The following is a 25,472-nucleotide window of genomic DNA, read 5'->3' as shown; positions in this document are numbered from 1 at the left end:
AAGGAGTGTCCATGTCTCTGGTCAACGTGCACAACGAGTGGGATCCGCTGGAAGAAATGATCGTCGGCGTCGCCCAGGGCGCGCAGGTGCCGCGACCCGACCGCGGCCTGTTCGCCCTGGATTACAGCGAGCAGCATGACTACATCGAGGACATTCCATCCGGCCCCTATCCGCAGCAGGTGATCGAGGAAGCCAGCGAGGACCTGGACGCCTTTGCCGCCTTCCTGCGTTCCCACGGGGTCATAGTGCGGCGCCCGGACGTCACTGACCATCGCGCGGTATTCGGCACTTGGGCCTGGAAAACCGACGGCGAATACAACTACTGCCCGCGGGATGTGCTGCTACCCATCGGCCAGACCATCATCGAGGCGCCGATGGCGCTGCGCAGCCGCTACCTGGAACCGTTCGCCTATCGCCGGCACCTGGCCGAATACTTTGCCAGCGGCTCCAACTGGATTTCCGCGCCCAAGCCGCAGCTGCTGGACAGCACCTACCGGATCAACCCCAAGAACGGCTCGATCATTGCCAATGACGAGCCGATCTTCGACGCCGCCAACGTGATCCGCGTCGGCGAGGACATCCTCTATCTGGTTTCGCGCAGCGGTAACGAACTGGGTTGCCAGTGGCTGCAGCGGGTGCTGGGCGATCGTTACCGGGTGCACCCGGTGAGCGGCGTGTACGACGGCACGCACCTGGACACCACCATCACCGTGGTCCGCCCGGGGCTGGTGGTGCTGTGTCCGGAGCGGATCCGCAAGGACCAGGTGCCGGCGCTGTTCAAGAACTGGGACATCATCTGGGCGCCGGAAATGGTCGACACCGGCTATTGCTGGTCCTACCCGCGCGCGTCGATCTGGCAGGGCATGAACTTCATCATGGTCAACCCGGCGCTGGCGGTGATCAACGACCAGCAAGTGCCGCTGATTCGCGCCCTGGAGAAACACGGTATCGATGTGGCGCCGCTGAAAATGCGCCATGCCCGCAGCCTCAGTGGCGGCTTCCATTGCGTGTCGGTCGACATTCGTCGCCGCGGCACCCTTGAAGACTATCGTTGAGCGGAGCCTGGGGCATGCAGAATCTGGACTACTACGCCGTCATCCTGTTCGCGATTTCCACCTGCGTGACGCCGGGGCCGAACAACGTGATGCTGATGTCCTCCGGGGTCAACTTCGGCATCAGCCGCACCCTGCGCCACGTCGCGGGCATCAACATCGGCTTTCCACTGATGCTGATCGCGGTGGGGCTCGGCGCCGGCGCGGTGTTCCATCGTTATCCCAGCCTGCATGACATCCTGCAGGTGATCGGTGCCCTGTACATGCTGTACCTGGCCTACCGGATCGCCACGGCGCCCACGGTCGATCTCGACGACCAGGGCGGGCGCCCGCTGGGCTTCACCGGCGCGGCGCTGTTCCAGTGGGTCAACCCCAAGGCCTGGATCATGGCGGTGGGCGCGGTCCTGGCCTACACCACGCCGGTCGGTTCCTACAGTGCGCAGATCCTGCTGATCGCCTTGATCTTCTTTCTCTTCGGCTCGCCCTGCTCGATGGTCTGGGTGCTGTTCGGACGTTATTTGCGGCGCTTTCTCAGCGAGCCGAACCGGCTCCGGCTGTTCAACATTTCAATGAGTGTGTTGTTGGTGGTGTCGTTGATTCCGGCATTAAAAAGCCTGCCGGTCTCAAGTTGGTTGCACGGATGACGGACTGTGCACAGACACAGGGAATTTCCATGGATTGGCATGAAGCTATGAGGATGAGCGTTTAAATGGCTACTTACGTATTAGGGATTTCGGCGTTCTATCACGACAGCGCCGCGGCGCTGGTGAAGGACGGGGTGCCGGTGGCTGCGGCCCAGGAAGAGCGCTTCACGCGGGTGCGGCACGACGCGGCGTTTCCGGCCAATGCCATCAAGTACTGCCTGGACGCCGAGGGGATCGGCCTCGATGAGCTGACCGCCGTGGTCTACTACGAAGACCCGCAGGAAAAGTTCTCGCGGATGATTTCCTCCTTCGCCAGTGGCGGCATCAGCGGCGCGCGCACCTTCATCAGCACCATGCCGGAATGGATCCGCTGGAAGCTCAATGTGCTCAAGTTCATCGACGAGAAACTCGAGGAACTGGGACGTGGTACCGGACCGCTCAGCATCGCTTCGCAGCACCACCGTTCCCATGCCGCGGCGGCGTTTTTCCCGTCGCCGTTCGAACAGGCGGCGGTGCTGTGCATCGACGGCATCGGCGAATGGCATTCGACCACGATCTGGAAGGGCGACGGTTCCAAGCTCGACCTGATGAACTCGATTTCCTATCCGCACTCGGTCGGCCTGTTCTACTCGGCGTTCACCTATTACTGCGGCTTCAAGGTCGACTCCGGCGAGTACAAACTCATGGGCCTGGCACCTTACGGCCGGCCGATCTATGCCGACAAGATCCGCAAGGAACTGATCAACATCCGCGCCGACGGCTCCTTCACCCTGAACATGAAGTACTTCGAGTACCTGCGTGGCGAGCGCATGGTCGGCGAGGCGTTCGAGGAACTGTTCGGCGGTCCGGTGCGCAAGCCGGAGAGCCCGATCACCCAGCGCGAATGCGACCTGGCGGCCTCGGTGCAGCAGGTGACCGAGGAAGTGGTGCTGGGGCTGGCCACCGCGGCCGTGCGGCAGACCGGTTACCGCAACCTGTGCCTGGCCGGTGGCGTGGCGCTCAACTGTGTGGCCAACGGTGTGCTCAGCCGTTCCGGACGTTTCGACGCGATCTGGATTCAGCCCGCGGCCGGCGACGCCGGTTGTGCCCTGGGGGCGGCCATGGACTATTCGGTCAAACGCACCGGGCGTCCGCACCTGGGCAGCAAAAAGCTCGACGCCATGAGCGGCAGCCTGTTGGGGCCGGGCTTTGGCGATGAAGAGATCCAGGCGTTCCTCGACGCCAACCAGTATCCGTACCAGCGCTTCGAGGGGGCCGAGCTGTATGACGAAACTGCGCGGCACCTGGCCGACGGCGCCGTGGTCGGCTGGTTCCAGGGGCGCATGGAGTTCGGCCCGCGAGCCCTGGGCGCGCGCTCGATCCTCGGCGATCCACGCAATCCCGAGATGCAGCGCACCATGAACCTGAAGATCAAGTACCGCGAATCCTTCCGGCCCTTTGCCCCGGCGGTGCTGGACGAGGACGCCCAGATCTACTTCGACATCTGCGAGAAGAGCCCGTACATGTTGATGGTTTCCCAGGTCACCGATTCGATCAAGACCGCCGAGTCGTTGCAGCCCGGCGGCCCCGAGCGTGGCCTGGGCAGCATCAACTCGATCCGTTCGCAGTTGCCGGCGGTGACCCACGTCGACCTGTCGGCGCGGGTGCAGACGGTGACCGAAGAAAACAATGCGCCGTTCACCCATCTGCTGCGCAGTTTCAAGAAACGCACCGGCTGCTCGGTGCTGGTCAACACCTCGTTCAACGTGCGCGGCGAGCCGATCGTGTGCAAGCCGGAAGAAGCCTACGCCTGCTTCATGCGCACCGAGATGGATGTGCTGGTGCTGGGCAGCTTCATTCTCGAGCGCACGACCCAGCCGGAGTTCGTCGAAGAGGTCGACTGGCGCAACGAGATCCCGCTGGACTGATCGCTCACTCACTTTTTATTCAGGAGACAAGGCCATGCTCAGGTTGCTTTCGTTGTTGATGTTCGCTGTGGTGTTGCTACCGATCGGCTGGGCGCGCCGGATATTCAATTCCTCGCGCTTCAGCCAGCGTTTCCATCAAGGCTCGACGGCGTGGGACCACCCGGAAAACACCCGTTAGGCCGAATAACTGCAAGGGCTCGGATCCATGTCAACGGTCATCTACAAGAACTTGAATGCCTCACCGATTCACGCCGTCAATGGCGCTGGGGTCTGGCTTGAGGATGCTTCGGGCAAACGCTACCTCGACACGTGCGGCGGGGTGGCTGTTTCCAGCCTGGGACATGGACATCCACGGATCGCCGCGGCCATCGAGCAGCAGGCGAAAAAGCTCAGTTGGGCCCATGCCGGCAGCTTCACCACGGACGCCGCCGAGGAATTGGCTGACCTGCTGGTGGGGGCCTCCGGCGGCTTGGCCAAGGCGCAGTTTCTCTCCGGCGGTTCCGAGGTCATGGAACTGGCGATGAAAATTGCCTACCAGTATCAGTGCGAGCGCGGGCTGCCGGGCAAATCGATCTTTATCTCGCGCCAGCAGAGCTACCACGGCAGCACCCTGGGGACCCTGTCGATTTCCGGCAACCTGCAGCGTCGCGGGGTCTTCGAGCCGTTGCTCGGGTCCGCCGAATTCGTCTCGCCCTGTTATGCCTATCGCCATCAGGGCACTGATGAAAGCGACGAGCAGTACGGGACGCGCCTGGCGCTGGAACTGGACGAAAAGATCAGGGCGCTGGGCAGCGACAGGGTGGCGGCGTTTTTCGCCGAGACCGTGGTCGGCTCCACCAACGGCGCGGTGCCGCCGGTGCCGGGGTACTTCCGCAAGATCAAGGCGGTGTGCGAGCGCCACGACGTGCTGCTGATCCTCGACGAGGTGATGGCCGGCATGGGCCGCACCGGCAGGTTCTTCGCCTACGAAGACGACGGCATCGTGCCGGACATGGTCGCGGTCGGCAAAGGCCTGGCGGCCGGTTACCAGCCGATCTCGGCGTTGCTGGTCAGCAGCCAGGTGCATGAGGCCATGGCTGGCAACTCCGGGGTGCTGGGCAACGGCCAGACCCACGTCAATCATCCGCTGGCCTGCGCCGTTGCGCTGGAGGTGCAGCGGGTCATCCAGGACGAGAACCTGCTGCAGGCCGTGCGCCTGCGCGGCGAGCAACTGCGCCACGGCCTGCGCGAGTGCCTGGCGCGCTTCGAGCATGTCGGCGATGTGCGCGGACGCGGTCTGTTCGTCGGCGTGGAGTTCGTTCAGGACCGGGACACCCGCGAGCCCTATCACGGTGGCGGCCGTTACGCCGCGAGCCTCAAGGCGCAGGCGCTGGAACAAGGGCTGCTGATTTATCCGGGCAGCGGAACCGCCGACGGTGTTCACGGTAACCACGTGCTGTTCGCGCCGCCCTTCATCTCCAGCGAGGCGGAAATCGCCGAAATGGTCGAGTGCTTCACGGCGGTAGTCGAAGCCTGCCAGCAGGGTTAGCGGGGAGGGTGGACCGGGGGTGTTTTCGAAATGTACCAACAGCCAATAGTGGAAAAGACTATGCAGACCATCGAACCATGCAAGGACAAAGTTCTATTGTCGGTGTGCACCATGGACTGGTGCGATCACGGCGTTGAATTCGCCAAGACGGTTTTTTCCAACCTGGAAGTGTTCTGTTGGGACCCGGGCGACCCCTATCCGTATCACCTGGAAGACTGGGAAGGCGACTGGATCATTTCCTATCGCGGCGACTTCATCTTCCCGCCGAGCATCTATCAGCGGGCCCGCAAGGGCGCGATCAACCTGCACCCGGCGCCGCCCAAGTACCGCGGCCTGGGCAGCCAGCACTACGCGATCTACTACCAGGACGAAACCTACGGTTCGACCTGTCATCACCTGGCGCCCTCGGTGGACAGCGGCGACATCATCCATGTCGCGCGTTTCAACATCGCCCCGGCGGAAACCGCGTCTTCGCTGCGCCTGCATGTCGGCGCCTATTGCCTGCAGCAGTTCATCCATCTGTTGACCGACTACATCCTGCAAGGCCGTCCGCTGCCGGTGTCGCCCGAGCGCTGGGGCGAGCGGCTGTACAAGCAATCCGAACTCAAACCCTGGATGGAAAAGATCCGGGCCGAAGAACCCGATCATCGCTGCTTCAAGTAGCGAGGAGGGATGCCGGCCCGCGCGGGGCGGCATCCCGGTTGGTAAACCCTGCTCCCGCGACTTCTACGAGAGACCGTCAAATGTTTGATTTATCGAGCTTTGGTGCTGCTATGGCCGTTTATGTCATCGGAACCGCCAGCCCTGGCCCGGGTAACCTGGCGATTGCCAACACCTCGCTCAGCTACGGGCGTACCCCGGGGCTGGCGCTGGCGGCCGGGGTCATTTCCGGTTCGTTGTGCTGGGGCGCGATGACGGCCGCGGGCGTCTCGGCCTTGCTGATGTCCAACACCCAGGTGCTGGTCTGGCTGAAGATCCTCGGCGCCTGCTACCTGTTATGGCTGGCCTACAAATCCATCCGCGGCGCCCTGAGCGCGAGCGCGGTCAACCTCAATCGCGCCCGGGCCAAACAGAGCCGCACGCTGGGGTTCTACCTGCAAGGGCTGGGCATCCACCTGACCAACCCCAAGGCGGCCCTGACCTGGTTCACCGTGACCACCGTCGGCCTCAGCGCCACGGCGCCCTCCTGGGCCAGCTTCGTGCTGGTGGGCAGCTGTGCGGTCGCCGGCTTCGTGATTTTCTGTGCCTACGCCCTGGCGTTTTCCGCGCGTTCGGCGGAGCCGTTTTTCGTCCGCACGCGCAAGGCTTTCGGCCTGGTCTGCGGCGCGTTCTACGCCATGGTCGCCGCGGGCTTCATCGGGTCCTTGCTGTAAGCGTGGATAAGCCTCGCCCGTGGCGATCGCCGGGGCGAAAACAATGACTCAGGGCTCTGTTCGGAGCATGTACTTCTCAGGATGACTGTATGCCGTTGTCGATCGACTTGTTGTTGGCTTTCGCCTTGTTTGCCTTTGTCACTTCGGTGACCCCCGGACCGAACAACACCATGCTGCTGGCCTCGGGGGTGAATTTCGGGTTCCGCCGCACGGTGCCGCATATCCTCGGGATCAGTTCGGGGTTCCTGGTGCTGGTACTGGCCGTCGGCCTGGGCCTGGGCGCCGTGTTCGAGGCCTACCCGGTGCTGTACAAGGTGCTGCGCTATGTCGGTGCGGCCTACCTGCTGTACCTGGCCTGGAACATCGCCCGTTCCGGGCCGGTGTCCCAGGAAGTCGACGGCAAGGGCCGGCCGCTGGGGTTCTGGGGGGCGGCGGCGTTCCAGTGGGTCAACCCCAAGGCCTGGGTCATGGCGCTGGGGGCCATCAGCACCTATACGCCATTGCAGGGCTACTTTTTCAACGTGGTGGTGATCGCCAGCCTGTTTGCCTTGATCAACGCGCCGAGCGTCGGGGTCTGGGCCGGATTCGGCAGTGTGCTGCGCAATGTCCTGCGCGATCCGCGCTGGCTGCGCCTGTTCAACTACGGCATGGCCTTGCTGCTGGTGATTTCCTTGTTCCCGCTGCTGCAAGCCTGAGGGGCTTTCCCAGGGCGTTATGCCGCCACCCGCCGCAACCGGCGCGTGGCGGTTTTTTTGCCCGCTCATTGCCCCTGGGCGACAGCCGCCACGCCGGGTTCGTGGCGAGTCAGGCGGCACCATTTGTGCCAGGTGAATTGAAGTTGCAGCAGCGCCGCCCTGGCCATTTCCAGATCCTGTTCCGGCAGTTGCGGCGCCTGCTCCAGGGCCTTGAGCAGGGCGACGGTCGGAGCATCCAGTCGATCGCTGCGGCGTGGCGTCGGTCCGCCCGACTTGAGCTGCGTGGCGATGCTCTGCAGGTAGTGCCCGCGCTCGACGTCCAGGGCCCCGGTCGCGGCGCCCAGGCTGGCGCGCAATTGCAGCAGTTCGTCGCCCAGGTCGAGCCCGAGCAGGCCGTTGTCCCAGTGCTGGCGGCGTTCCTGGGGCAGGCTTTCGGAGTAGCGCGCCAGGCGGATCAAGCGGTCGGCCATGCGCCCGCCGAACCAGCTCTCGGCTTGCTCCAGCGGGCGCGAAGTGAGTTGCGCCAGGTCGAACAGCGAGGCGCGGAACATCCGCCGATAGTGATGTTCGCCGGGGTTGAGGCTGACCAGGCGAAACACCAGGACCGCGATGCCGACGCCGACCAGGGTCGCCATGGCCTTGTTGAGGAAGTTGGCCAGGTCGTAGGTCATCAGGTTGCCGGGGCCGACGTTGTTGACGAAAAAGATGCAGAACGCCGACGCGATTGGCGCCATCCGCGGTTTGCTCATGCACAGCGAAGCGCAAAACAGCGGCACCCCGAGCCCCACGCACAACAGCGGGAAACCATCCCAGCCGGGCAGCAATCCCAGGCCGACAAAGCCGGCGATCGGTACTGACAGGGCGATGCCCTTGAGGAAGTTGAGGCTGGAGGCGGAAGGGTTTTCCCGGCCGGCGAACAGGCTCAGCACCACCCCGCAGATCGATACCGCGCCCAGGCCGGAGGGCCAGGCCGAGAGCACCCAGAAGCCGGCCACGGCGAGAAACGCCAGGGCGCTGCGCAGGCCGCCGAGGATGCCTTGCTCGATATCCCGGTGCCAGGACAGGGCGCCAGGCGCGCCATGGGGTACCCGGCCCTGCTCGACGGCCTGCAGAGTCCGCGCGCTGCGTTCCAGCAGCGCCGGCACCTGGGCCAATTGCATCAGGCACAGATGTGCATCCTGCGACAGGCTGCGGTCCTGCAGTGCCTCTTGAAGGCGTGCCCACAGCTGGGCGATGTCTGCCTCGTGGCTGTGTTCCAGGGCCGTGGCCAGTTGTTCGATCAGCGGTGCCACCGCGGCATTCGCCGCGCTGTCGAGCATCAGCCGCTGGCGGGCCACGCCGCGGGCAGCACGCAACAGGCTCAGCAAGTCGCGGCTGAGCACCCGCAGGGCCTGGGAGCGCCGACGTCCCTGAGGCCCTTCGAACCAGGCGTGATCGCGCTGGGCATCGACCGCAACCAGCTTGCCGAGGGCTTCCAGCAATCCTTTGCGCTGGTCCTGGCCGATCAACTCGGAGGCCGCGGCGCGCATGCCGGCTTGCCAGGCGAGCTTGCCTTGGGTGGCCAGCGCCTGTTCGATCCGGCGCGGCCACAACACGGTGCTGGCGATCGCCGCGCAGATGATTCCCAGGCTGATTTCCGAACAGCGGGCCACGGCCTGGTCGAACACCAGCAGCGGATGGGTGGTGGCGGGCAGGGCGATGATCGCCGCGGTGTAGCCGGCCAGTACGAAGCCGTAGGAAGCATGATTGCGCAGCAGCGAAGCGCCGGTGGTGCAGAAGGCCAGCCACAGCGCCATCGCCAGCAGGAACAACAGGGGCGCCTGGCCGAACAGGCCGATCAGCAGGATCGAGGCCAGGGCGCCGCTAAAGGTGCCGAGCAGGCGGAAGGCGCCCTTGGCCAGGACCATGCCGCTGCTGGGCTGGCTGACGATGAACACGGTGGTCAGGGCCCATTGCGGCTGCTCGAGGTTGAAACGAAAGGCCAGGTACAGGGCGATGCCCCCGGCGATCATGTTCCTGATGGCGAACAGTAGGTCGTTGCGGCTGGGAGCCAGGACGGCCAGCCAGAAATCGGGGATTCGCAGGGTGGGGCTTTTCATTGGCAAGGCACATAGATAGCTAGCTAATGATTAGCATCGTATCTACTTGCCTGGGAAATTCCAATGAGGATTTTTCTGCTTCCGGAGAGGGTGCAGGTGCTGAGAAGGGCGAGGGTATCGGTGCGGCGAAGAAAAGGGCCCTGCACGAATGGCAGGGCCCTGGAGGGATCACTCGGCGATTTGCAGCTTGCGCGATTCGGTGTAGACGTAGCGGACTTTTTCGTACTCGAACGGCGAGTCCAGCTGGCCGTAGCGGAAGCTGGTCTGATAGCGCTTGTCGATACTGCGCAGGACCCAGAGTTCCGGGTGGTTCGAACTGACCTCGGAGACGTTGAGGAAGTTGATCGCCGACTCGGTGGTGTAGTCCACGGCCAATCCGGCGGTATCGCGAAGGTTCGAGGGGCCGAGGATCGGCAGGACGAAATAGGCGCCGCCCGGCACGCCGTAGAAGCCCAGGGTCTGGCCGAAGTCTTCGCTCTGGCGTGGCAGGCCCATGCTGGTGGCCGGGTCCCAGAGACCGCCGATACCGATGGTGGTGTTGACCAGCAGGCGGGCGGTGGTGTTCAGCGAGCGCTGGCCCTTGAACTGCAGCAGGCTGTTGACCAGGTTCGGCACGTCGCCCAGGTTGTTGAAGAAGTTGCTCACACCGGTGCGCAGGAAGCTCGGGGTGATGTAGCGGTAACCGTCGACCACCGGCAGGAACACCCACTGATCGAAGCGGTAGTTGAAGTGGTACACCCGGCGGTTCCACGACTCCAGCGGGTCGTAGACGTTCAGCGCGTTGAGGGTCGAGCGCTCGAACTCGCGCTGGTCCAGGCCCGGGTTGAACTTGAGCCGCTTGAGCGGTTGGGTGAAGCCATCCTCGTCTGCGACCACGGGTGTCGCGGTCTGGCCGTCGTCGGCATTGGCATAGCCTGCGCAGAATAACGCAGCGATGAGCAGGAGATGTTTAGCCACGGAAGAACTCCAGCATGGCGTCGCTGTTGACGCGGTAGTTGAGGTTGCCGCAATGGCCGCCATGGGGGTAGACCGTCAGCCGGTCGCCAAAGGTCTTGCGCAGGAACCCCAGGTCGCCGGGGCCGAGGATCACGTCGTCGGCGTTGTGCATCACGGCGATTTTCGGACTGTCCTGCAGGTAATCCTTGAGCGCGTACAGGCTCACCTGGTCGATCAGTTGCAGCACGCTGCCGCCGTCGGTGCGGGCGCGCCACATCGGGATCACCTGCTCGGTGAGGTAGCAGTCGAAGTCGCATTGCAGGGCGCGCTTGAGGAATGGCGTGAGGTTGGTGCCTTCGCTGATCGGGTACTTGGGCGGGGTGATCAGGCCGCGGCGGTTGATCAGGTCCGAGGTGAAGGCGATGTCGGCGGCGGAGAAGCGGAACGAGGTGCCGATCAGCATCGCCATCTGCTCGTTGCTCAGGTGCTGCTTGGACTGCTGGAAGTCGTAGAGCAGGGCATCGTTGAGATCGATGTAGCCCTTCTGCTGGAAGTAGCGGGTCAGCTTGTTCAGCACCAGCTCGTAGAAGGTGGTGGTGTTATTGATGCCCTTGACCTCGGTCTGCACCAGCTTGTCGAGGTTGGTGATGGAGGTATAGAGGTTGACCGGCGGGTTGAGCAGCAGGACTTTCTTGAAGTTGAAGCTGCGCCGGGTTTCGTCCAGCTTGCTGACGAAGGCCGCGTCCAGGGCGCCGAGGCTGTAGCCGGTGAGATAGAAATCGGTGATCGGCAGTTTCGGGTTCTGCGCGCGTACCGCCTGCATCACGCGGTATATGTCTTCGGCATCGTCCTTGGTCACACCCGGCGTGGCGAACCGCGAGGCGGCGCTGATGAAGTCGAAGCTGGTGGGCGAGGACAGCTGCACCACGTGATAGCCGGCCTGGTAATAGAGCTTCTTCAGGTATTCGTTGTGGCTGCTGTCGTAGCGCGCGCCGGTGCCGGCGATGAGGAAGATCAGCGGTGCGGCATGGTCCTGCTCGGCGATGCGGTAGGTGAGCTTCTTCACGGCCCAGAAGTTGTCCGGCAGGATGAATTCGCGCTCGGGGCGCAAGGTCAGGCTGCGGTCGGACTGATTGATATCGTCGTCACTCGGCAGCTTCGGACGCAGGTCCGGCGGAGTGGTGGCAATGGTCGCCTCGAACGGGTTGGTCAAGGGGTAGCCATAGCTGGCGGCGTCGATGTCGACCGCGAGCGCGGACGCACTCGAGATAAGGCCGCCAAACAGGGCAGCGAAGCGCAAGGAACGGAGCATGACTAAATCCCTGTAGAGGAAGGTGCCGAGTGAAGTTCGCAGGCTATGACCACCGGGTTGCTGCCGAAGTGCCATGGCACGGCACAAAAAACGATCAAGGCAGGGCAAAGCCGGATCGGCGGTAATAGTCGCCAGACGATACACTTTGTCGCTGTTTGCTCAACAGTTATCTGTGCAACACGCTTGCTTACCGGCCTCGGGCGATTATGCTGGGCGCCGTTTTCGCTTATCGGAGTGCTTCATGTCCCGCCGTCTTCCCGTGATTCTGCTGCTTGTTGTCCTGCCGTTGTGGCTGGCCGCCAGTTATGGCGTGCGCTACGGCTTCATGGAGGACGCTCGATGGGTCGGCGTCTGTGTCGACGAAGCCAGCCGCTGGGAGTGCCAGGCACGTTCCAGCCTGGGGCTGCTGATCCACTTCAAGGTCATGGGCTGGGCGGCGCTGGCGGCGGCCCTGATCGCCTTCGTGATACCGGGTCGTGCCGGCTGGAGCCTGGCGGTGCTGGCGCTGCTGTTCGGTTTTCCGGCGCTGGCGCTCTATAACACCAGCCTGGCAGTGTTTGCCATCGTCATCGGTGCCTTGCGGCTGGTAAGGGCGCCTCGCGCTGTTCTGTAGGAGCGAAGCTTGCTCGCGATCAACGATGACGCGGTATGACTGCTAAACCGCGGCGACGCCATCGCGGGCAAGCCTCGCTCCTACACGGTTCTGATCAGGCTTTGCGAGCCCGCAAGCTGCGCCACAGGGCGGCGACCATCAGCACGCTGACCAGGGCCCAACCCCAGGCCTGCTGGTTTTCCAGGCCTTCGCGATACAGCTGAGGAGCGATGCCGGCGCCGACGATAAAGGTCAGCAGGGCAATTTCGCGACGCGGCACCCGCACCGGGCGGCACAGGTAGACCAGGGCTGGCAGGAGCAGGGCGGCGCTGGGGAAACTGCGATAACGCGGGTCGAACACCAGCTCCAGCATCATCACCGCGGCGGCGAAACCGGCGGCGGCGAGCAGCCAGCCGGCACGTTTTTCCAGGCTGTCGAAAGCGCGCTGGCGCCAGCCGGTTTGGGGGCTCAGGCTCAGTGCCGCGTGGGCCAGCACCAACAGGTTCAGGGCCAGCAGCAGGCCTGCCCAGAACCATTCCCCGGCAAAGCGGCTGGTGACTCGCGCCAGCTCGCCCCAGGCGCCAATGGAGCAGGCGGCGAGGGCGCCGAGTAAAGGCAGGACCAAGGCCGCGCGAGTACCGCGGACCCGGCCACCGAGGATCAGCGTGGCGAGGAAGATCACCCCGCCCACGCCCAGCCACAATGGCCAGTAAGGCAGGTTCGATACCGGCCCGGCGAGCACGCCCTTGTCCTGGCGGTCGGCATCGAACAGTCCCCAGTAACCGCCGACGGCGCCTTCGCTGGCGCGTTTCCACGGCTGGTCGAAGGCTTCGATCAGGTTGTAATGCCAGCCATTCTGTTCGGCCATGACCACAAAACCACGGATGAACTTGGCCTCGTTGACCCGGCTCGGCAGGGCGGTTTCGCGCTGGCGGCCTTCGCTGGGCCAGCCGGTTTCGCCGATCATCACGTCCTTGGGCGCGAACTTGTTGCCGAACACCTGGCGCACCTGGGCCACATGGTTCAGCGCGGCGTCGATGTTGGACGGATCGTCTTCCCAGTAGGGCAGCAGGTGGATGGTCAGGAAGTCCACTGCTGGCGCGATTTCCGGGTGCTTGAGCCAGAACTCCCAGACATCCGCGTAGGTGACGGGCTGCTTGACGTGAGCCTTGACCTTGTTGATCAGCCTGGCCAGTTGCGGGCCGGTGACTTCCTTGCGCAGCAGGGCTTCGTTACCGACGATCACCGAGCTCACCACATCCGGGTTGGCATTGGCCGAGGCGATCAGCAGGTCGACCTCTTTTTCGCTGTCCACCGGGTTGCTGTTGATCCAGGCGCCGATCATCAGCTTCAGGCCGTGCTTGCGCGCCAGGTCCGGCAGGGCTTCGAGGCCGGTCATGGAATAGGTACGGATGCACTCGAAGCGGGTCGCCAGCAATGCCAGGTCGGCGTCCATGCGCTCCGGGCGCAACTTGAACGGCTGGTCGAAGGGCGACTGGTCCTTGTCGAACGGGGTGTAGGACGCGCATTGCAACTTGTGACTGGCGCTGGCGACATCCGGCAGCACCACCGGCTGGCCGAGGCCGTACCAGAAACCGCAGAGCGCGAAGACTCCCAGCAGGCAGGCGAATAGATAGGGCAGGAGCGGGAAGCGGGCAATCGAGGGCATGGTCAGGCCGTCAGGAAACGAAGCCGGGCATCTTACCCGGATTTGCCGCTGCCCAGGTGGCCTGCATGATTTTGACATGCAAAGTTCGGGCGGGATTGGGCGACTGTTTTGGGCATGCCCTGATTACTGGCGAACTGGTGTCGTTGCTGAATGTTTTGAGGTCGCAGTCAGAGCAGGTCACCTTTGGCGTCAGGTTGATGATCGACGCGTCAGGGCTCTCATAGGGCAATCGCGCTGATGTTCGAGCAAGTTGGTGGGGCGTGATGAGGGCGCTGTGCACCATAACAACAGGTTGACGCGGCTCGGCATCCGTCGGGCGCAGCACTTTCGGGGAAGTAACGATGAAGATGCGACGACTCTTAGGCGCAGGTGCCGGTCTGGTACTTGCGATCAGTTCAACCCTGGCCAGCGCCGATAGCAAAACCCTGAGCATCGGCTATGTCGACGGTTGGTCGGACAGTGTGGCGACCACGTATGTAGCGTCTGAGGTGATCAAGCAGAAACTCGGTTATGACGTGAAGCTGCAAGCCGTAGCAACCGGGATCATGTGGCAGGGCGTGGCCACCGGCAAGCTGGATGCCATGCTGTCGGCCTGGCTGCCGGTGACCCACGGCGAGTACTGGACCAAGAACAAGGACAAGGTGGTCGACTACGGTCCCAACTTCAAGGACGCGAAAATCGGCCTGATCGTGCCGGAGTACGTCAAGCCCAAGAGCATCGCCGACCTGAAGGATGACACCACCTTCAAGAACAAGATCGTCGGTATCGATGCCGGTTCGGGCGTGATGCTCAAGACCGACCAGGCCATCAAGGACTACGGCCTGGACTACAAGCTGCAAGCCAGTTCGGGCGCGGCGATGATTGCCGAACTGACCCGTGCCGAAGAGAAGAAGGACTCCATCGCGGTCACCGGCTGGGTGCCGCACTGGATGTTCGCCAAGTGGAAGCTGCGCTTCCTGGACGATCCGAAAGGTGTTTACGGCGCCGCTGAAACCGTCAACAGCATCGGCAGCAAAGGCCTGGAGAAGAAGGCGCCGGAGGTTGCGGCCTTCCTGAAGAAGTTCCAGTGGGCTTCCAAGGATGAAATCGGCGAGGTGATGCTGGCAATTCAAGAGGGCGCCAAGCCGGAAGCCGCGGCCAAGGACTGGGTGGCCAAACACCCTGAGCGCGTTGCCGAGTGGACCGCTAACTGATCGCGAGGCGTCTAGCTTGCAGGTCTCGAGGCCGCCGGGAGTTCGCACCCGGCGGCCTTTTGTTTTGCCCGGCGTAAAAGTGCCTGTCAGGGAGGCTGTCGTTCTAATACTAAGGTCGTCTGGAACCGGCTCCAGAGCTGCATAGAGTGGACTACGTTCCAACTAAAATCTGTGCTGCGAGGATAAAAACAATGAACGACAGCATTTACCTCTCGATTCAAAACAGCTCGCGTTTCAAGGAGCTGGTCAGCAAGCGCGAACGATTCGCCTGGATACTGTCGGCGGTCATGCTCGGGCTCTATTCGGGCTTCATCCTGCTGATTGCCTACGGACCCCATGTACTGGGGGCAAAACTCAGTCCTGAATCATCCATCACCTGGGGCATTCCCATTGGTGTCGGGTTGATTGTCGCGGCCTTTGTCCTGACCGGCATCTACGTGCGACGCGCCAATGGCGAATTCGACGACCTGAACAATGCGATTCTCAAGGAGGCTCAGCAATGATCCGGCGTCTATTGGCCTTTTTTAGCGTCGCGGCCTTTGCTCCAAGTCTCTGGGCGGCCGACGCCCTGACCGGCGAAGTACATAAACAACCCCTCAATGTCTCGGCGATCATCATGTTCGTGCTGTTCGTCGGGGCCACCCTGTGCATCACCTACTGGGCCTCCAAGCGCAACAAGTCGGCGGCCGACTACTATGCCGCGGGTGGCAAGATCACCGGTTTCCAGAACGGCCTGGCGATTGCCGGTGACTACATGTCGGCGGCGTCCTTCCTGGGGATTTCCGCCCTGGTGTTCACCTCCGGCTACGACGGCCTGATCTATTCGATCGGCTTCCTGGTGGGCTGGCCGATCATTCTGTTCCTGATCGCCGAGCGCCTGCGCAACCTGGGCAAGTACACCTTTGCCGACGTGGCGTCCTATCGCCTGGGGCAAACCCAGATCCGCTCGCTGTCGGCCTGCGGCTCGCTGGTGGTGGTGGCGTTCTACCTGATCGCGCAAATGGTCGGTGCCGGCAAGCTGATCCAGCTGCTGTTCGGCCTCGATTACCATGTGGCGGTGATCCTGGTGGGTATCCTGATGGTGCTGTACGTGCTGTTCGGCGGCATGCTGGCGACCACCTGGGTACAGATCATCAAGGCGGTCCTGCTGCTGTCCGGCGCTTCGTTCATGGCGCTGATGGTCATGAAGCATGTCAACTTCGACTTCAACATGCTGTTCTCCGAAGCCACCAAGGTTCACCCCAAAGGTGAAGCGATCATGAGCCCGGGCGGCCTGGTGAAGGATCCGATCTCGGCGTTCTCCCTCGGCCTGGCGCTGATGTTCGGTACCGCGGGCCTGCCGCACATCCTGATGCGCTTCTTCACCGTGAGCGACGCCAAGGAAGCGCGCAAGAGCGTGCTGTATGCCACCGGCTTCATCGGCTACTTCTACATCCTGACCTTCATCATCGGTTTTGGCGCGATCCTCCTGGTCAGCACCAACCCGGCGTTCAAGGATGCGGCGGGCGCTCTGCTCGGCGGCAACAACATGGCGGCGGTGCACCTGGCCAATGCCGTAGGCGGCAGCGTGTTCCTCGGCTTCATCTCGGCGGTGGCCTTCGCCACTATCCTGGCGGTGGTGGCTGGCCTGACCCTGGCCGGTGCCTCGGCGGTCTCCCATGACCTGTATGCCAGCGTGATCAAGAAGGGCAAGGCCAACGAGAAGGATGAAATCCGCGTCTCGAAGATCACCACCGTGTGCCTGGGTGTGCTGGCGATTGCCCTGGGTATCCTGTTCGAGAGCCAGAACATCGCGTTCATGGTCGGCCTGGCGTTCTCCATCGCGGCGAGCTGCAACTTCCCGGTACTGCTGCTTTCCATGTACTGGAAGAAACTCACCACCCGCGGTGCGATGATTGGCGGCTGGCTGGGCCTGGTCAGTGCCGTGGGCCTGATGATCCTCGGCCCGACCATCTGGGTGCAGATCATGGGGCATGAGAAAGCCATCTTCCCTTACGAGTACCCGGCGCTGTTCTCGATGATCATTGCCTTTATCGGGATCTGGTTCTTCTCCATCACCGACAAGTCCACTGCGGCTGACAATGAGCGGGCGCTGTTCTTCCCGCAATTCGTACGCTCGCAGACCGGCCTGGGCGCCAGCGGGGCGGTATCGCACTAAGGCCTTTGGGTATCGGCTTCTATATATAAGCTGAGTTGCAAACCAATGCCCCTGTCGAAAGACGGGGGCATTTTTATTGGTTCCAGGAATGGGCCGTCCCTTGTAGCCGCTGGCGCAGCCTGCGATCGAGCGCGCAGCGCTCGCAAGCTCTTCAGTGAGAGGGGGATGGAGTTGGCGTTCCATATCCGCTGTGCGGCCGAACACAGGCTGCTACAGGGAAATGGCGGGGGAGGGGAGCATAAACAAATACGGCCTCTATAAAGAGGCCGTATCCGCTGCAGTCAAGACGTTAGCGCAAGGCAACAGGTCTTACTTGCGGTCTTCCAGCTTGGTGATGTCGCGCGACTCGTAGCCGGTGTACAGCTGGCGAGGGCGGCCGATCTTGTAAGGGCTGGAGAGCATTTCTTTCCAGTGCGAGATCCAGCCGACGGTACGCGCCAGGGCGAAGATCACGGTGAACATGCTGGTTGGAATGCCGATGGCCTTGAGGATGATCCCCGAGTAGAAGTCGACGTTCGGGTACAGCGAGCGTTCGATGAAGTACGGGTCGGTCAGGGCGATCTCTTCCAGGCGCATGGCCAGTTCGAGTTGTTTGTCGTGCTTGATGCCCAGCTCTTTCAGCACTTCGTCGCAGGTCTGCTTCATGACGGTGGCGCGTGGGTCACGGTTCTTGTAGACGCGGTGACCGAAGCCCATCAGCTTGAACGGATCGCTCTTGTCCTTGGCCTTGGCGATGAACTTGTCGATGTTCGAGACATCGCCAATTTCGTCGAGCATGGTCAGTACCGCTTCGTTGGCGCCGCCGTGAGCCGGGCCCCAGAGTGCGGCGATACCGGCAGCGATACAGGCGAACGGGTTGGCGCCCGAGGAGCCTGCCAGGCGTACGGTGGAGGTCGATGCGTTCTGCTCGTGGTCGGCATGGAGGATGAAGATCCGGTCCATTGCCTTGGCCAGCACCGGGCTGATCGGTTTGATCTCGCACGGGGTGTTGAACATCATGTGCAGGAAGTTTTCCGCGTACGACAGGTCGTTGCGCGGGTACATCATGGGTTGGCCCATGGAGTACTTGTAAACCATCGCGGCCAGGGTCGGCATCTTGGCAACCAGGCGGATCGCGGAGATTTCGCGATGCTGCGGGTTATTGATGTCCAGGGAGTCGTGGTAGAAGGCCGAGAGGGCGCCGACTACGCCGCACATGACGGCCATCGGGTGGGCGTCGCGACGGAAGCCGTTGAAGAAAGTCTTCAGTTGCTCGTGAACCATGGTGTGGTTCTTCACGTTGCTGACGAACTGGGCCTTCTGTTCTGCGGTCGGCAGTTCGCCGTTGAGCAGCAGGTAGCAGGTTTCCAGGTAGTCCGACTTTTCAGCCAACTGTTCGATCGGGTAGCCGCGGTGCAACAGAATGCCGTTGTCGCCGTCGATATAGGTGATTTTCGACTCGCAGGAGGCGGTCGACATGAAACCCGGGTCAAAGGTGAAGCGGCCCGTGGCCGTCAAGCCCCGAACATCGATTACATCGGGACCAACGGTGCCGGTTAAAATGGGCAGCTCGACGGGGGCTGCGCCCTCGATGATCAACTGCGCTTTTTTGTCAGCCATGTGGCCTCCTATTTATGCTTGAAATCATCAGACAGACCCCCCACGCAGGGCCCGCACCACTATAGTGAGATAAATCCGAATGTCAATTTGCCTAAAGTCTTGCCCCAGAAGGCTTTAACCGTACTTTTTCCTCGAAATTCCCCGCCATTTACGCCTTTTATCCGCCTAACGCAATGAGCTATTAGGGGAAGGTGATTGCGTTGTCATTAGTAGCCTAACTGTCTATACTCGGCCACCGACCGCCATGGGCTTTCGGGCCCGGTTTGATGGGGGTCGTCACTCCCTGGGTGGTGGGTACCTGACCAGTGCACTCCCCAACAACTTTGCCCTGATTGTTAGGGGCTCTTCAGTGTGAAAAAAGCCGTGAATAGCCAACGACCTGTAAACCTAGACCTAAGGACCATCAAACTCCCAGTCACTGCTTACACGTCCATCCTTCACCGTATTTCCGGTGTCATCCTCTTTGTGAGCCTTGCCATCATGCTTTATGCATTGGACAAGTCGCTCAGCTCCGAGGAAGGCTTCGGCGAGGTGAAAGCGTGTCTGACCAGTCCGCTAGCCAAGCTAGTGATTTGGGGCATCCTGTCCGCCTTGCTGTATCACTTGGTTGCCGGTGTGCGCCATTTGATCATGGACATGGGCATCGGTGAGACGCTGGAAGGCGGCAAGCTGGGCTCTAAAATCGTTATCGCCGTATCCGTGGTGGTAATCGTTCTGGCAGGAGTTTGGATATGGTAACTAACGTCACGAACCTGTCGCGTTCGGGCCTCTATGACTGGATGGCACAACGTGTGTCTGCGGTCGTTCTCGCGGCTTATTTCATCTTCCTGATCGGATACCTCGTTGCGAACCCGGGCCTTGGCTACGAGCAATGGCACGCACTGTTCTCCAACAACTGGATGCGTATCTTCAGCCTGCTGGCCATGGTTGCTCTGGGCGCTCACGCCTGGGTCGGCATGTGGACCATTTCGACCGACTACCTGACGCCGATGGCGCTGGGCAAATCGGCGACTGCAGTACGTTTCCTTTTCCAGGCAGTATGCGGCGTTGCAATGTTCGCCTACTTCGTCTGGGGTGTGCAGATTCTCTGGGGTATCTGATTCATGGCTAACATTCCAACGATTTCTTTCGACGCCATCATCATTGGTGGCGGCGGCGCCGGCATGCGTGCCGCATTGCAGCTGGCCCAGGGCGGCCACAAGACTGCAGTGATCACCAAGGTGTTCCCGACCCGCTCGCACACTGTGTCGGCTCAGGGCGGCATCACCTGCGCCATCGCGTCGGCCGACCCGAACGATGACTGGCGCTGGCACATGTACGATACCGTCAAGGGTTCCGACTATATCGGTGACCAGGACGCTATCGAATACATGTGTCAGGAAGGCCCGGCCGCGGTTTTCGAACTGGACCACATGGGTCTGCCGTTCTCCCGCACCGAAACCGGTCGTATCTACCAGCGTCCTTTCGGCGGTCAGTCCAAGGATTACGGTAAAGGCGGCCAGGCTGCCCGTACCTGCGCAGCTTCCGACCGTACCGGTCACGCGCTGCTGCACACCCTTTATCAGGGCAACCTGAAAGCCGGCACCACCTTCCTGAACGAGTACTACGCCGTTGACCTGGTGAAGAACCAGGAAGGCGCGTTCGTCGGTGTGATCGCGATCTGCATCGAAACCGGCGAAACCACCTACATCCGCGCGAAAGCCACCGTATTGGCGACCGGCGGCGCGGGTCGTATCTATGCATCCACCACCAACGCCCTGATCAACACCGGTGACGGTGTCGGCATGGCGCTGCGTGCCGGCGTGCCGGTACAAGACATTGAAATGTGGCAGTTCCACCCGACCGGCATCGCCGGCGCCGGTGTACTGGTGACCGAAGGTTGCCGTGGTGAAGGTGGTTACCTGATCAACAAGCACGGCGAGCGTTTCATGGAGCGTTATGCTCCGAACGCCAAGGACCTTGCCGGTCGTGACGTTGTTGCCCGTTCGATGGTTAAAGAAATCATCGCCGGCAACGGTTGTGGTCCGAATGGCGACCACGTGATGCTCAAGCTCGACCACCTGGGCGAGGAAGTGCTGCACAGCCGTCTGCCAGGCATCTGCGAACTGTCCAAGACTTTCGCTCACGTTGACCCGGTGGTTGCTCCAGTACCAGTAGTTCCAACTTGCCACTATATGATGGGCGGCGTGCCGACCAACATTCATGGCCAGGCAATCACCCAGAACGCCGAAGGCGTGGATGAGATCATCCACGGTCTGTTCGCTGTGGGCGAAGTGGCTTGTGTATCGGTTCACGGTGCCAACCGCCTGGGCGGCAACTCGCTGCTCGACCTGGTGGTATTCGGCCGCGCTGCCGGCCTGCACTTGGAAAAAGCCTTGACCGACGGCATCGAATACGATGACGCGACCGACGCCAACATCGAGGCTGCACTGGCACGCCTGAACGCTCTCAACGAGCGTACTGATGGCGAAGATGTGGCTACCCTGCGTCGCGAGCTGCAAAGCTGCATGCAGAACTACTTCGGCGTATTCCGTACCGGCGAATACATGCAGAAGGGCATTGCCCAGCTGGCCGAGCTGCGTACCCGTATCGCCAACGTCAAGATCAACGACAAGTCGCAGGCGTTCAACACTGCACGTATCGAAGCACTGGAACTGCAGAACCTGCTGGAAGTGGCCGAAGCCACCGCCATCGCTGCCGAAGTGCGCAAAGAGTCCCGCGGCGCCCATGCCCGTGAAGACTTCGAAGACCGCGACGACGAAAACTGGCTGTGCCACACCCTGTACTTCCCGGGTGAGAAGCGCGTTGCCAAGCGTGCCGTTAACTTCTCGCCGAAGACTGTTCCGACTTTTGAACCAAAAGTCCGGACTTACTAAAGGGTGATCGATATGTTGCAAGTCGAAGTTTATCGTTACAACCCTGACACCGACTCCGCGCCGAAAACCCAGGTTTTCCAGGTCGACACCGGTGGCAAGGATCTGATGGTGCTGGACGTACTGGCGCTGATCAAAGAGCAGGACGAAGGTTTCTCCTATCGTCGCTCCTGCCGTGAAGGCGTTTGCGGTTCCGACGGCATGAACATCAACGGCAAGAACGGCCTGGCGTGCATCACGCCGCTGTCTGCCGTGGTAAAGAACAACAAGCTGGTTGTTCGTCCGCTGCCAGGTTTGCCGGTTATCCGTGACCTGGTCGTCGATATGAGCATCTTCTACAAGCAATACGAGAAGGTGAAGCCATTCCTGCAGAACGACACGCCGGCTCCGGCCATCGAACGTCTGCAGTCCCCTGAAGAGCGCGAAAAGCTCGATGGTCTGTACGAGTGCATCCTGTGCGCTTGCTGCTCGACTTCCTGCCCGTCCTTCTGGTGGAACCCGGACAAGTTCCTGGGTCCAGCTGCACTGCTGCAAGCCTATCGCTTCCTGGCAGACAGCCGCGACACCAAGACGTCCGAGCGTCTGGCTTCGCTGGATGATCCGTTCAGCGTATTCCGCTGCCGCGGCATCATGAACTGCGTCAACGTTTGTCCGAAAGGCCTGAACCCGACTAAGGCCATCGGTCACATACGTAACATGCTGCTCTCGAGCGGCGTGTGATTCAGCTGCTGTAACCCAGCTGTTGTAAAGGCAGGACCGCTGTACCCGTAGAGGCTACGGCGCAGGCTTCAACCGGCGCCGTAGTTTTAAGCTGAGCAGCAGCTCACAAAGTTGCCGCTCGTATTTTGAAGAAATGAGACAAGCAGGGGCATCCGGGCTGGTACCCGGACTATCAGCGTGATCCTAAGTGGCTTGTTTTGGTCGCTGCACTCGGACTTTTGCAAGTTTGCTCGGTGTCTTCGCCGGTGGTGTTCCCCTAACCGAGGGTGACCAAGCATGCAAGAAAGCGTGATGCAGCGCATGTGGAACAGCGCCTACCTATCCGGTAGTAACGCTGCCTATGTGGAAGAGCTCTACGAGCTCTACCTGCACGACCCTAACGCTGTGCCAGAAGAGTGGCGCACTTACTTCCAGAAGTTGCCTACCGACGGCAGCACTGCCATCGATGTTTCGCACTCGACAATCCGCGATCATTTCGTGTTGCTGGCAAAGAACCAGCGCCGCGCCCAGCCGGTATCCGCCGGTAGCGTGAGCAGCGAGCACGAGAAGAAGCAAGTTGAAGTGCTGCGATTGATCCAGGCCTACCGTATGCGTGGCCACCAGGCAGCCCAGCTTGACCCGCTGGGGCTGTGGCAGCGTCCTGCACCTGCAGACCTGTCAATCAATCATTACGGCTTGACCAATGCCGATCTTGATACGACCTTCCGTGCCGGCGACCTGTTCATCGGCAAAGAGGAAGCGAGCCTACGCGAAATTCACGAAGCGTTGCAGCAGACATATTGCCGCACCATCGGCGCTGAATTTACGCACATCACCGATTCCGAGCAGCGCCAGTGGTTCCAGCAGCGTCTGGAAAGCGTGCGCGGCCGTCCGACCTACTCCACGGATATCAAGGGTCACCTGCTCGAGCGCGTCACCGCAGCTGAAGGCCTCGAAAAATACCTGGGCACCAAGTACCCGGGCACCAAGCGTTTCGGCCTGGAAGGCGGCGAAAGCCTGATCCCGATGCTCGACGAGCTGATCCAGCGTTCCGGTTCCTACGGCACCAAGGAAGTCGTGATCGGCATGGCCCACCGTGGTCGCCTCAACGTCCTGGTCAACACCTTCGGCAAGAACCCGCGCGAGCTGTTCGACGAGTTCGAAGGCAAGAAGAAGGTCGAGCTGGGCTCCGGTGACGTGAAATACCACCAGGGCTTCTCGTCCAACGTGATGACCACCGGCGGTGAAGTTCACCTGGCCATGGCCTTCAACCCGTCCCACCTGGAAATCGTTTCGCCAGTGGTCGAGGGTTCGGTGCGCGCCCGTCAGGATCGTCGCAACGACCAGACCGGTGACAAGGTTCTGCCAATCTCCATCCACGGTGACGCTGCGTTCGCAGGTCAGGGCGTGGTGATGGAAACCTTCCAGATGTCGCAGACCCGCGGTTTCAAGACCGGCGGTACCGTGCACATCGTGATCAACAACCAGGTCGGTTTCACCATCAGCAACCCGCTGGACTCGCGTTCCACCGAGTACGCCACCGACGTCGCGAAAATGATCCAGGCGCCGATCCTCCATGTGAATGGTGATGATCCGGAAGCCGTACTGTTCGTGACCCAGTTGGCCATCGACTACCGCATGCAGTACAAGCGCGATGTGGTGATCGACCTGGTCTGCTACCGTCGTCGCGGCCACAACGAAGCGGACGAGCCAAGCGGCACCCAGCCTCTGATGTACCAGCAGATCGCCAAGCAGCGCACCACCCGTGAGCTGTATGCCGATCGTCTGGTCCAGGCCAATGTGCTCGACGCCGAGCGTGTTCAGGCGAAAGTCGACGAATACCGCAACGCGCTGGACAACGGCCTGCACGTCGTGAAGAGCCTGGTCAAGGAGCCGAACAAAGAGCTGTTCGTGGACTGGCGTCCATATCTGGGCCACGCCTGGACTGCGCGTCACGACACCACCTTCGATCTGAAGACCCTGCAGGAACTGTCCGCCAAGCTGCTGGAGCTGCCGGAAGGCTTCGTGGTTCAGCGCCAGGTCGCGAAGATCTACGAAGACCGTCAGAAGATGCAAGCCGGCGGCCTGCCGATCAACTGGGGTTATGCCGAAACCATGGCATACGCGACCCTGGCGTTCGAAGGTCACCCGATCCGCATGACCGGCCAAGATATTGGCCGCGGTACGTTCTCGCACCGTCATGCGGTCCTGCACAACCAGAAAGACGCCAGCACCTACATTCCGCTGCAGCACCTGTACGAAGGCCAGCCACGTTTCGATCTGTACGATTCGTTCCTGTCCGAAGAAGCCGTACTGGCGTTCGAATACGGTTACTCGACCACCACGCCAAACGCGCTGGTGATCTGGGAAGCCCAGTTCGGCGACTTCGCCAACGGTGCCCAGGTGGTGATCGACCAGTTCATCACCAGTGGCGAGCACAAGTGGGGCCGTCTCTGCGGTCTGACCATGCTGCTGCCGCACGGTTATGAAGGTCAGGGTCCGGAGCACTCTTCGGCTCGTCTGGAGCGTTACCTGCAGTTGTGCGCCGAGCACAACATCCAGGTCTGCATGCCGACCACCCCGGCCCAGATCTACCACCTGCTGCGTCGTCAGGTGATTCGCCCGCTGCGCAAGCCGCTGGTGGTCCTGACTCCGAAATCGCTGCTGCGTCACAAACTGGCCATCTCGACCCTGGAAGATCTGGCGGAAGGTTCGTTCCAGACCGTTATTCCGGAAATCGATGCCCAGGATCCAAAAGGCGTGAATCGTCTGGTTCTGTGCAGCGGCAAGGTCTACTACGACCTGCTGGAAAAACGCCGTGCCGAAGGCCGCGACGACATCGCCATCGTGCGTATCGAGCAACTGTACCCGTTCCCTGAGGACGACTTGAACGAAGTCCTGGCTCCGTACACCAACCTCAAACATGTCGTTTGGTGTCAGGAAGAGCCGATGAACCAGGGTGCCTGGTACTGCAGCCAGCACCACATGCGCCGCATCGTTGGTAATCACGACAAGTCGCTCGTACTCGAGTACGCGGGCCGTGAAGCCTCTGCTGCACCTGCATGCGGTTACGCATCGATGCACGCCGAGCAGCAGGAAAAACTGCTGCAAGATGCTTTCACTGTTTAACGCCTTCGCGCACC

At 61.7% G+C, this 25,472-nt stretch carries 22 protein-coding genes; 17 read left to right on the top strand and 5 right to left on the bottom strand.

Annotated features, from left to right (window positions below):
- The first annotated feature begins 11 nt into the window (after window positions 1–11).
- The 8 genes from PVZ78_RS01195 (at window position 12) to PVZ78_RS01160 (ending at window position 7,199) form a co-directional block, all read left to right on the top strand.
- Window positions 12–1,055: an inosamine-phosphate amidinotransferase 1 gene (locus PVZ78_RS01195; protein ID WP_110176703.1), complete on the top strand. Its 1,044-nt coding sequence runs from the start codon at window positions 12–14 to the stop codon at window positions 1,053–1,055.
- 14 nt (window positions 1,056–1,069) lie between these two features.
- Complete coding sequence (locus PVZ78_RS01190; RefSeq protein WP_009047754.1) at window positions 1,070–1,696, top strand: LysE family translocator; 627 nt, start codon at window positions 1,070–1,072, stop codon at window positions 1,694–1,696.
- Between the two features lie 65 nt (window positions 1,697–1,761).
- Complete coding sequence (locus PVZ78_RS01185) at window positions 1,762–3,603, top strand: carbamoyltransferase family protein (protein WP_273828127.1); 1,842 nt, start codon at window positions 1,762–1,764, stop codon at window positions 3,601–3,603.
- 34 nt (window positions 3,604–3,637) lie between these two features.
- On the top strand, window positions 3,638–3,781 hold the full coding sequence (locus PVZ78_RS01180; RefSeq protein WP_007931463.1) for a hypothetical protein: 144 nt from the start codon (window positions 3,638–3,640) through the stop codon (window positions 3,779–3,781).
- Between the two features lie 27 nt (window positions 3,782–3,808).
- Window positions 3,809–5,131 (top strand): aspartate aminotransferase family protein, encoded by a 1,323-nt coding sequence (locus PVZ78_RS01175; protein ID WP_135006328.1) that lies wholly within the window; start codon window positions 3,809–3,811, stop codon window positions 5,129–5,131.
- 60 nt (window positions 5,132–5,191) lie between these two features.
- Window positions 5,192–5,794, top strand: coding sequence for a formyltransferase family protein (locus tag PVZ78_RS01170; protein ID WP_007931465.1), 603 nt, complete (start codon window positions 5,192–5,194; stop codon window positions 5,792–5,794).
- An 80-nt stretch (window positions 5,795–5,874) separates the two neighbouring features.
- Window positions 5,875–6,504 (top strand): LysE family translocator, encoded by a 630-nt coding sequence (locus PVZ78_RS01165; RefSeq protein ID WP_009047757.1) that lies wholly within the window; start codon window positions 5,875–5,877, stop codon window positions 6,502–6,504.
- An 89-nt stretch (window positions 6,505–6,593) separates the two neighbouring features.
- Window positions 6,594–7,199, top strand: a complete 606-nt coding sequence (locus PVZ78_RS01160) for a LysE family translocator (protein WP_009042782.1) — start codon at window positions 6,594–6,596, stop codon at window positions 7,197–7,199.
- A gap of 65 nt (window positions 7,200–7,264) precedes the next feature.
- Here PVZ78_RS01160 and PVZ78_RS01155 read toward each other — a convergent pair whose 3' ends face one another.
- The 3 genes from PVZ78_RS01155 to PVZ78_RS01145 form a co-directional block, all read right to left on the bottom strand.
- Window positions 7,265–9,298, bottom strand: a complete 2,034-nt coding sequence (locus PVZ78_RS01155; protein ID WP_273828126.1) for an FUSC family protein — start codon at window positions 9,296–9,298, stop codon at window positions 7,265–7,267.
- Between the two features lie 168 nt (window positions 9,299–9,466).
- Entirely contained in the window at window positions 9,467–10,255 is a 789-nt protein-coding gene (locus PVZ78_RS01150; protein ID WP_009047759.1) for an MlaA family lipoprotein, read from the bottom strand.
- Window positions 10,248–11,546, bottom strand: coding sequence for a serine protein kinase PrkA (locus PVZ78_RS01145; RefSeq protein ID WP_009047760.1), 1,299 nt, complete (start codon window positions 11,544–11,546; stop codon window positions 10,248–10,250). Before PVZ78_RS01145 ends, PVZ78_RS01150 begins: the two co-directional genes overlap by 8 nt.
- Window positions 11,547–11,787: 241 nt before the next feature.
- Between PVZ78_RS01145 and PVZ78_RS01140 the strand changes: the two genes are divergently transcribed.
- A complete protein-coding gene (locus PVZ78_RS01140) occupies window positions 11,788–12,159 on the top strand; it encodes a hypothetical protein (protein WP_009047761.1) in 372 nt (123 codons plus the stop codon).
- A 94-nt stretch (window positions 12,160–12,253) separates the two neighbouring features.
- On the opposite strand, the gene PVZ78_RS01135 is transcribed toward PVZ78_RS01140, so the two are convergent.
- The gene (locus tag PVZ78_RS01135) at window positions 12,254–13,807 is read right to left on the bottom strand and encodes a glycoside hydrolase family 17 protein (RefSeq protein WP_036985168.1); all 1,554 of its coding nucleotides are present in this window, start codon (window positions 13,805–13,807) and stop codon (window positions 12,254–12,256) included.
- A 341-nt stretch (window positions 13,808–14,148) separates the two neighbouring features.
- Here PVZ78_RS01135 and PVZ78_RS01130 point away from each other — a divergent pair, with 341 nt between their 5' ends.
- The 3 genes from PVZ78_RS01130 (at window position 14,149) to PVZ78_RS01120 (ending at window position 17,158) form a co-directional block, all read left to right on the top strand.
- Entirely contained in the window at window positions 14,149–15,000 is an 852-nt protein-coding gene (locus PVZ78_RS01130; protein WP_009047763.1) for a glycine betaine ABC transporter substrate-binding protein, read from the top strand.
- 191 nt (window positions 15,001–15,191) lie between these two features.
- The gene (locus PVZ78_RS01125; protein ID WP_007931481.1) at window positions 15,192–15,503 is read left to right on the top strand and encodes a DUF485 domain-containing protein; all 312 of its coding nucleotides are present in this window, start codon (window positions 15,192–15,194) and stop codon (window positions 15,501–15,503) included.
- Window positions 15,500–17,158 (top strand): cation acetate symporter, encoded by a 1,659-nt coding sequence (locus PVZ78_RS01120; RefSeq protein WP_016702212.1) that lies wholly within the window; start codon window positions 15,500–15,502, stop codon window positions 17,156–17,158. The genes PVZ78_RS01125 and PVZ78_RS01120 overlap by 4 nt, the downstream gene beginning before the upstream one ends.
- A 309-nt stretch (window positions 17,159–17,467) precedes the next feature.
- Here the strand turns inward: PVZ78_RS01120 and gltA are convergent, their stop codons facing one another.
- A complete protein-coding gene (gene gltA, locus PVZ78_RS01115) occupies window positions 17,468–18,757 on the bottom strand; it encodes a citrate synthase (protein WP_009047765.1) in 1,290 nt (429 codons plus the stop codon).
- 351 nt (window positions 18,758–19,108) lie between these two features.
- Here gltA and sdhC point away from each other — a divergent pair, with 351 nt between their 5' ends.
- The 5 genes from sdhC to PVZ78_RS01090 all read left to right on the top strand — a co-directional run bounded on the left by sdhC (window position 19,109) and on the right by PVZ78_RS01090 (window position 25,458).
- Window positions 19,109–19,495, top strand: a complete 387-nt coding sequence (gene sdhC, locus PVZ78_RS01110) for a succinate dehydrogenase, cytochrome b556 subunit (RefSeq protein ID WP_169915034.1) — start codon at window positions 19,109–19,111, stop codon at window positions 19,493–19,495.
- Window positions 19,489–19,857, top strand: coding sequence for a succinate dehydrogenase, hydrophobic membrane anchor protein (gene sdhD, locus PVZ78_RS01105; RefSeq protein WP_007931497.1), 369 nt, complete (start codon window positions 19,489–19,491; stop codon window positions 19,855–19,857). The genes sdhC and sdhD overlap by 7 nt, the downstream gene beginning before the upstream one ends.
- Window positions 19,858–19,860: 3 nt before the next feature.
- Window positions 19,861–21,633 (top strand): succinate dehydrogenase flavoprotein subunit, encoded by a 1,773-nt coding sequence (sdhA, locus tag PVZ78_RS01100; protein WP_009047766.1) that lies wholly within the window; start codon window positions 19,861–19,863, stop codon window positions 21,631–21,633.
- A 12-nt stretch (window positions 21,634–21,645) separates the two neighbouring features.
- A complete protein-coding gene (locus tag PVZ78_RS01095; RefSeq protein ID WP_007931501.1) occupies window positions 21,646–22,350 on the top strand; it encodes a succinate dehydrogenase iron-sulfur subunit in 705 nt (234 codons plus the stop codon).
- A gap of 276 nt (window positions 22,351–22,626) precedes the next feature.
- Complete coding sequence (locus tag PVZ78_RS01090) at window positions 22,627–25,458, top strand: 2-oxoglutarate dehydrogenase E1 component (protein ID WP_009047767.1); 2,832 nt, start codon at window positions 22,627–22,629, stop codon at window positions 25,456–25,458.
- Window positions 25,459–25,472 lie beyond the last annotated feature (14 nt).

It is taken from the genome of Pseudomonas sp. SBT1-2, assembly GCF_028640875.1.
Classification (GTDB): Bacteria; Pseudomonadota; Gammaproteobacteria; order Pseudomonadales; family Pseudomonadaceae; genus Aquipseudomonas; species Aquipseudomonas chlororaphis_I.
Note: the sequence above shows the minus strand (reverse complement) of the source record. Positions and strands in the feature narration are given on the sequence as shown.

Bases quoted from the DNA above. Each gene is read 5' to 3' on its own strand.
- PVZ78_RS01125 (WP_007931481.1), top strand. From the start codon at position 15,192: ATGAACGACAGCATTTACCTCTCGATTCAAAACAGCTCGCGTTTCAAG.
- PVZ78_RS01195 (WP_110176703.1), top strand. From the start codon at position 12: ATGTCTCTGGTCAACGTGCACAACGAGTGGGATCCGCTGGAAGAAATG.
- PVZ78_RS01145 (WP_009047760.1), bottom strand. From the start codon at position 11,546: ATGCTCCGTTCCTTGCGCTTCGCTGCCCTGTTTGGCGGCCTTATCTCG.
- PVZ78_RS01095 (WP_007931501.1), top strand. From the start codon at position 21,646: ATGTTGCAAGTCGAAGTTTATCGTTACAACCCTGACACCGACTCCGCG.
- PVZ78_RS01160 (WP_009042782.1), top strand. From the start codon at position 6,594: ATGCCGTTGTCGATCGACTTGTTGTTGGCTTTCGCCTTGTTTGCCTTT.
- PVZ78_RS01185 (WP_273828127.1), top strand. From the start codon at position 1,762: ATGGCTACTTACGTATTAGGGATTTCGGCGTTCTATCACGACAGCGCC.
- PVZ78_RS01120 (WP_016702212.1), top strand. From the start codon at position 15,500: ATGATCCGGCGTCTATTGGCCTTTTTTAGCGTCGCGGCCTTTGCTCCA.
- PVZ78_RS01175 (WP_135006328.1), top strand. From the start codon at position 3,809: ATGTCAACGGTCATCTACAAGAACTTGAATGCCTCACCGATTCACGCC.
- PVZ78_RS01130 (WP_009047763.1), top strand. From the start codon at position 14,149: ATGAAGATGCGACGACTCTTAGGCGCAGGTGCCGGTCTGGTACTTGCG.
- PVZ78_RS01090 (WP_009047767.1), top strand. From the start codon at position 22,627: ATGCAAGAAAGCGTGATGCAGCGCATGTGGAACAGCGCCTACCTATCC.
- PVZ78_RS01190 (WP_009047754.1), top strand. From the start codon at position 1,070: ATGCAGAATCTGGACTACTACGCCGTCATCCTGTTCGCGATTTCCACC.
- PVZ78_RS01140 (WP_009047761.1), top strand. From the start codon at position 11,788: ATGTCCCGCCGTCTTCCCGTGATTCTGCTGCTTGTTGTCCTGCCGTTG.
- PVZ78_RS01180 (WP_007931463.1), top strand. From the start codon at position 3,638: ATGCTCAGGTTGCTTTCGTTGTTGATGTTCGCTGTGGTGTTGCTACCG.
- PVZ78_RS01170 (WP_007931465.1), top strand. From the start codon at position 5,192: ATGCAGACCATCGAACCATGCAAGGACAAAGTTCTATTGTCGGTGTGC.
- sdhD (WP_007931497.1), top strand. From the start codon at position 19,489: ATGGTAACTAACGTCACGAACCTGTCGCGTTCGGGCCTCTATGACTGG.
- PVZ78_RS01155 (WP_273828126.1), bottom strand. From the start codon at position 9,298: ATGAAAAGCCCCACCCTGCGAATCCCCGATTTCTGGCTGGCCGTCCTG.
- PVZ78_RS01165 (WP_009047757.1), top strand. From the start codon at position 5,875: ATGTTTGATTTATCGAGCTTTGGTGCTGCTATGGCCGTTTATGTCATC.
- gltA (WP_009047765.1), bottom strand. From the start codon at position 18,757: ATGGCTGACAAAAAAGCGCAGTTGATCATCGAGGGCGCAGCCCCCGTC.
- PVZ78_RS01135 (WP_036985168.1), bottom strand. From the start codon at position 13,807: ATGCCCTCGATTGCCCGCTTCCCGCTCCTGCCCTATCTATTCGCCTGC.
- sdhA (WP_009047766.1), top strand. From the start codon at position 19,861: ATGGCTAACATTCCAACGATTTCTTTCGACGCCATCATCATTGGTGGC.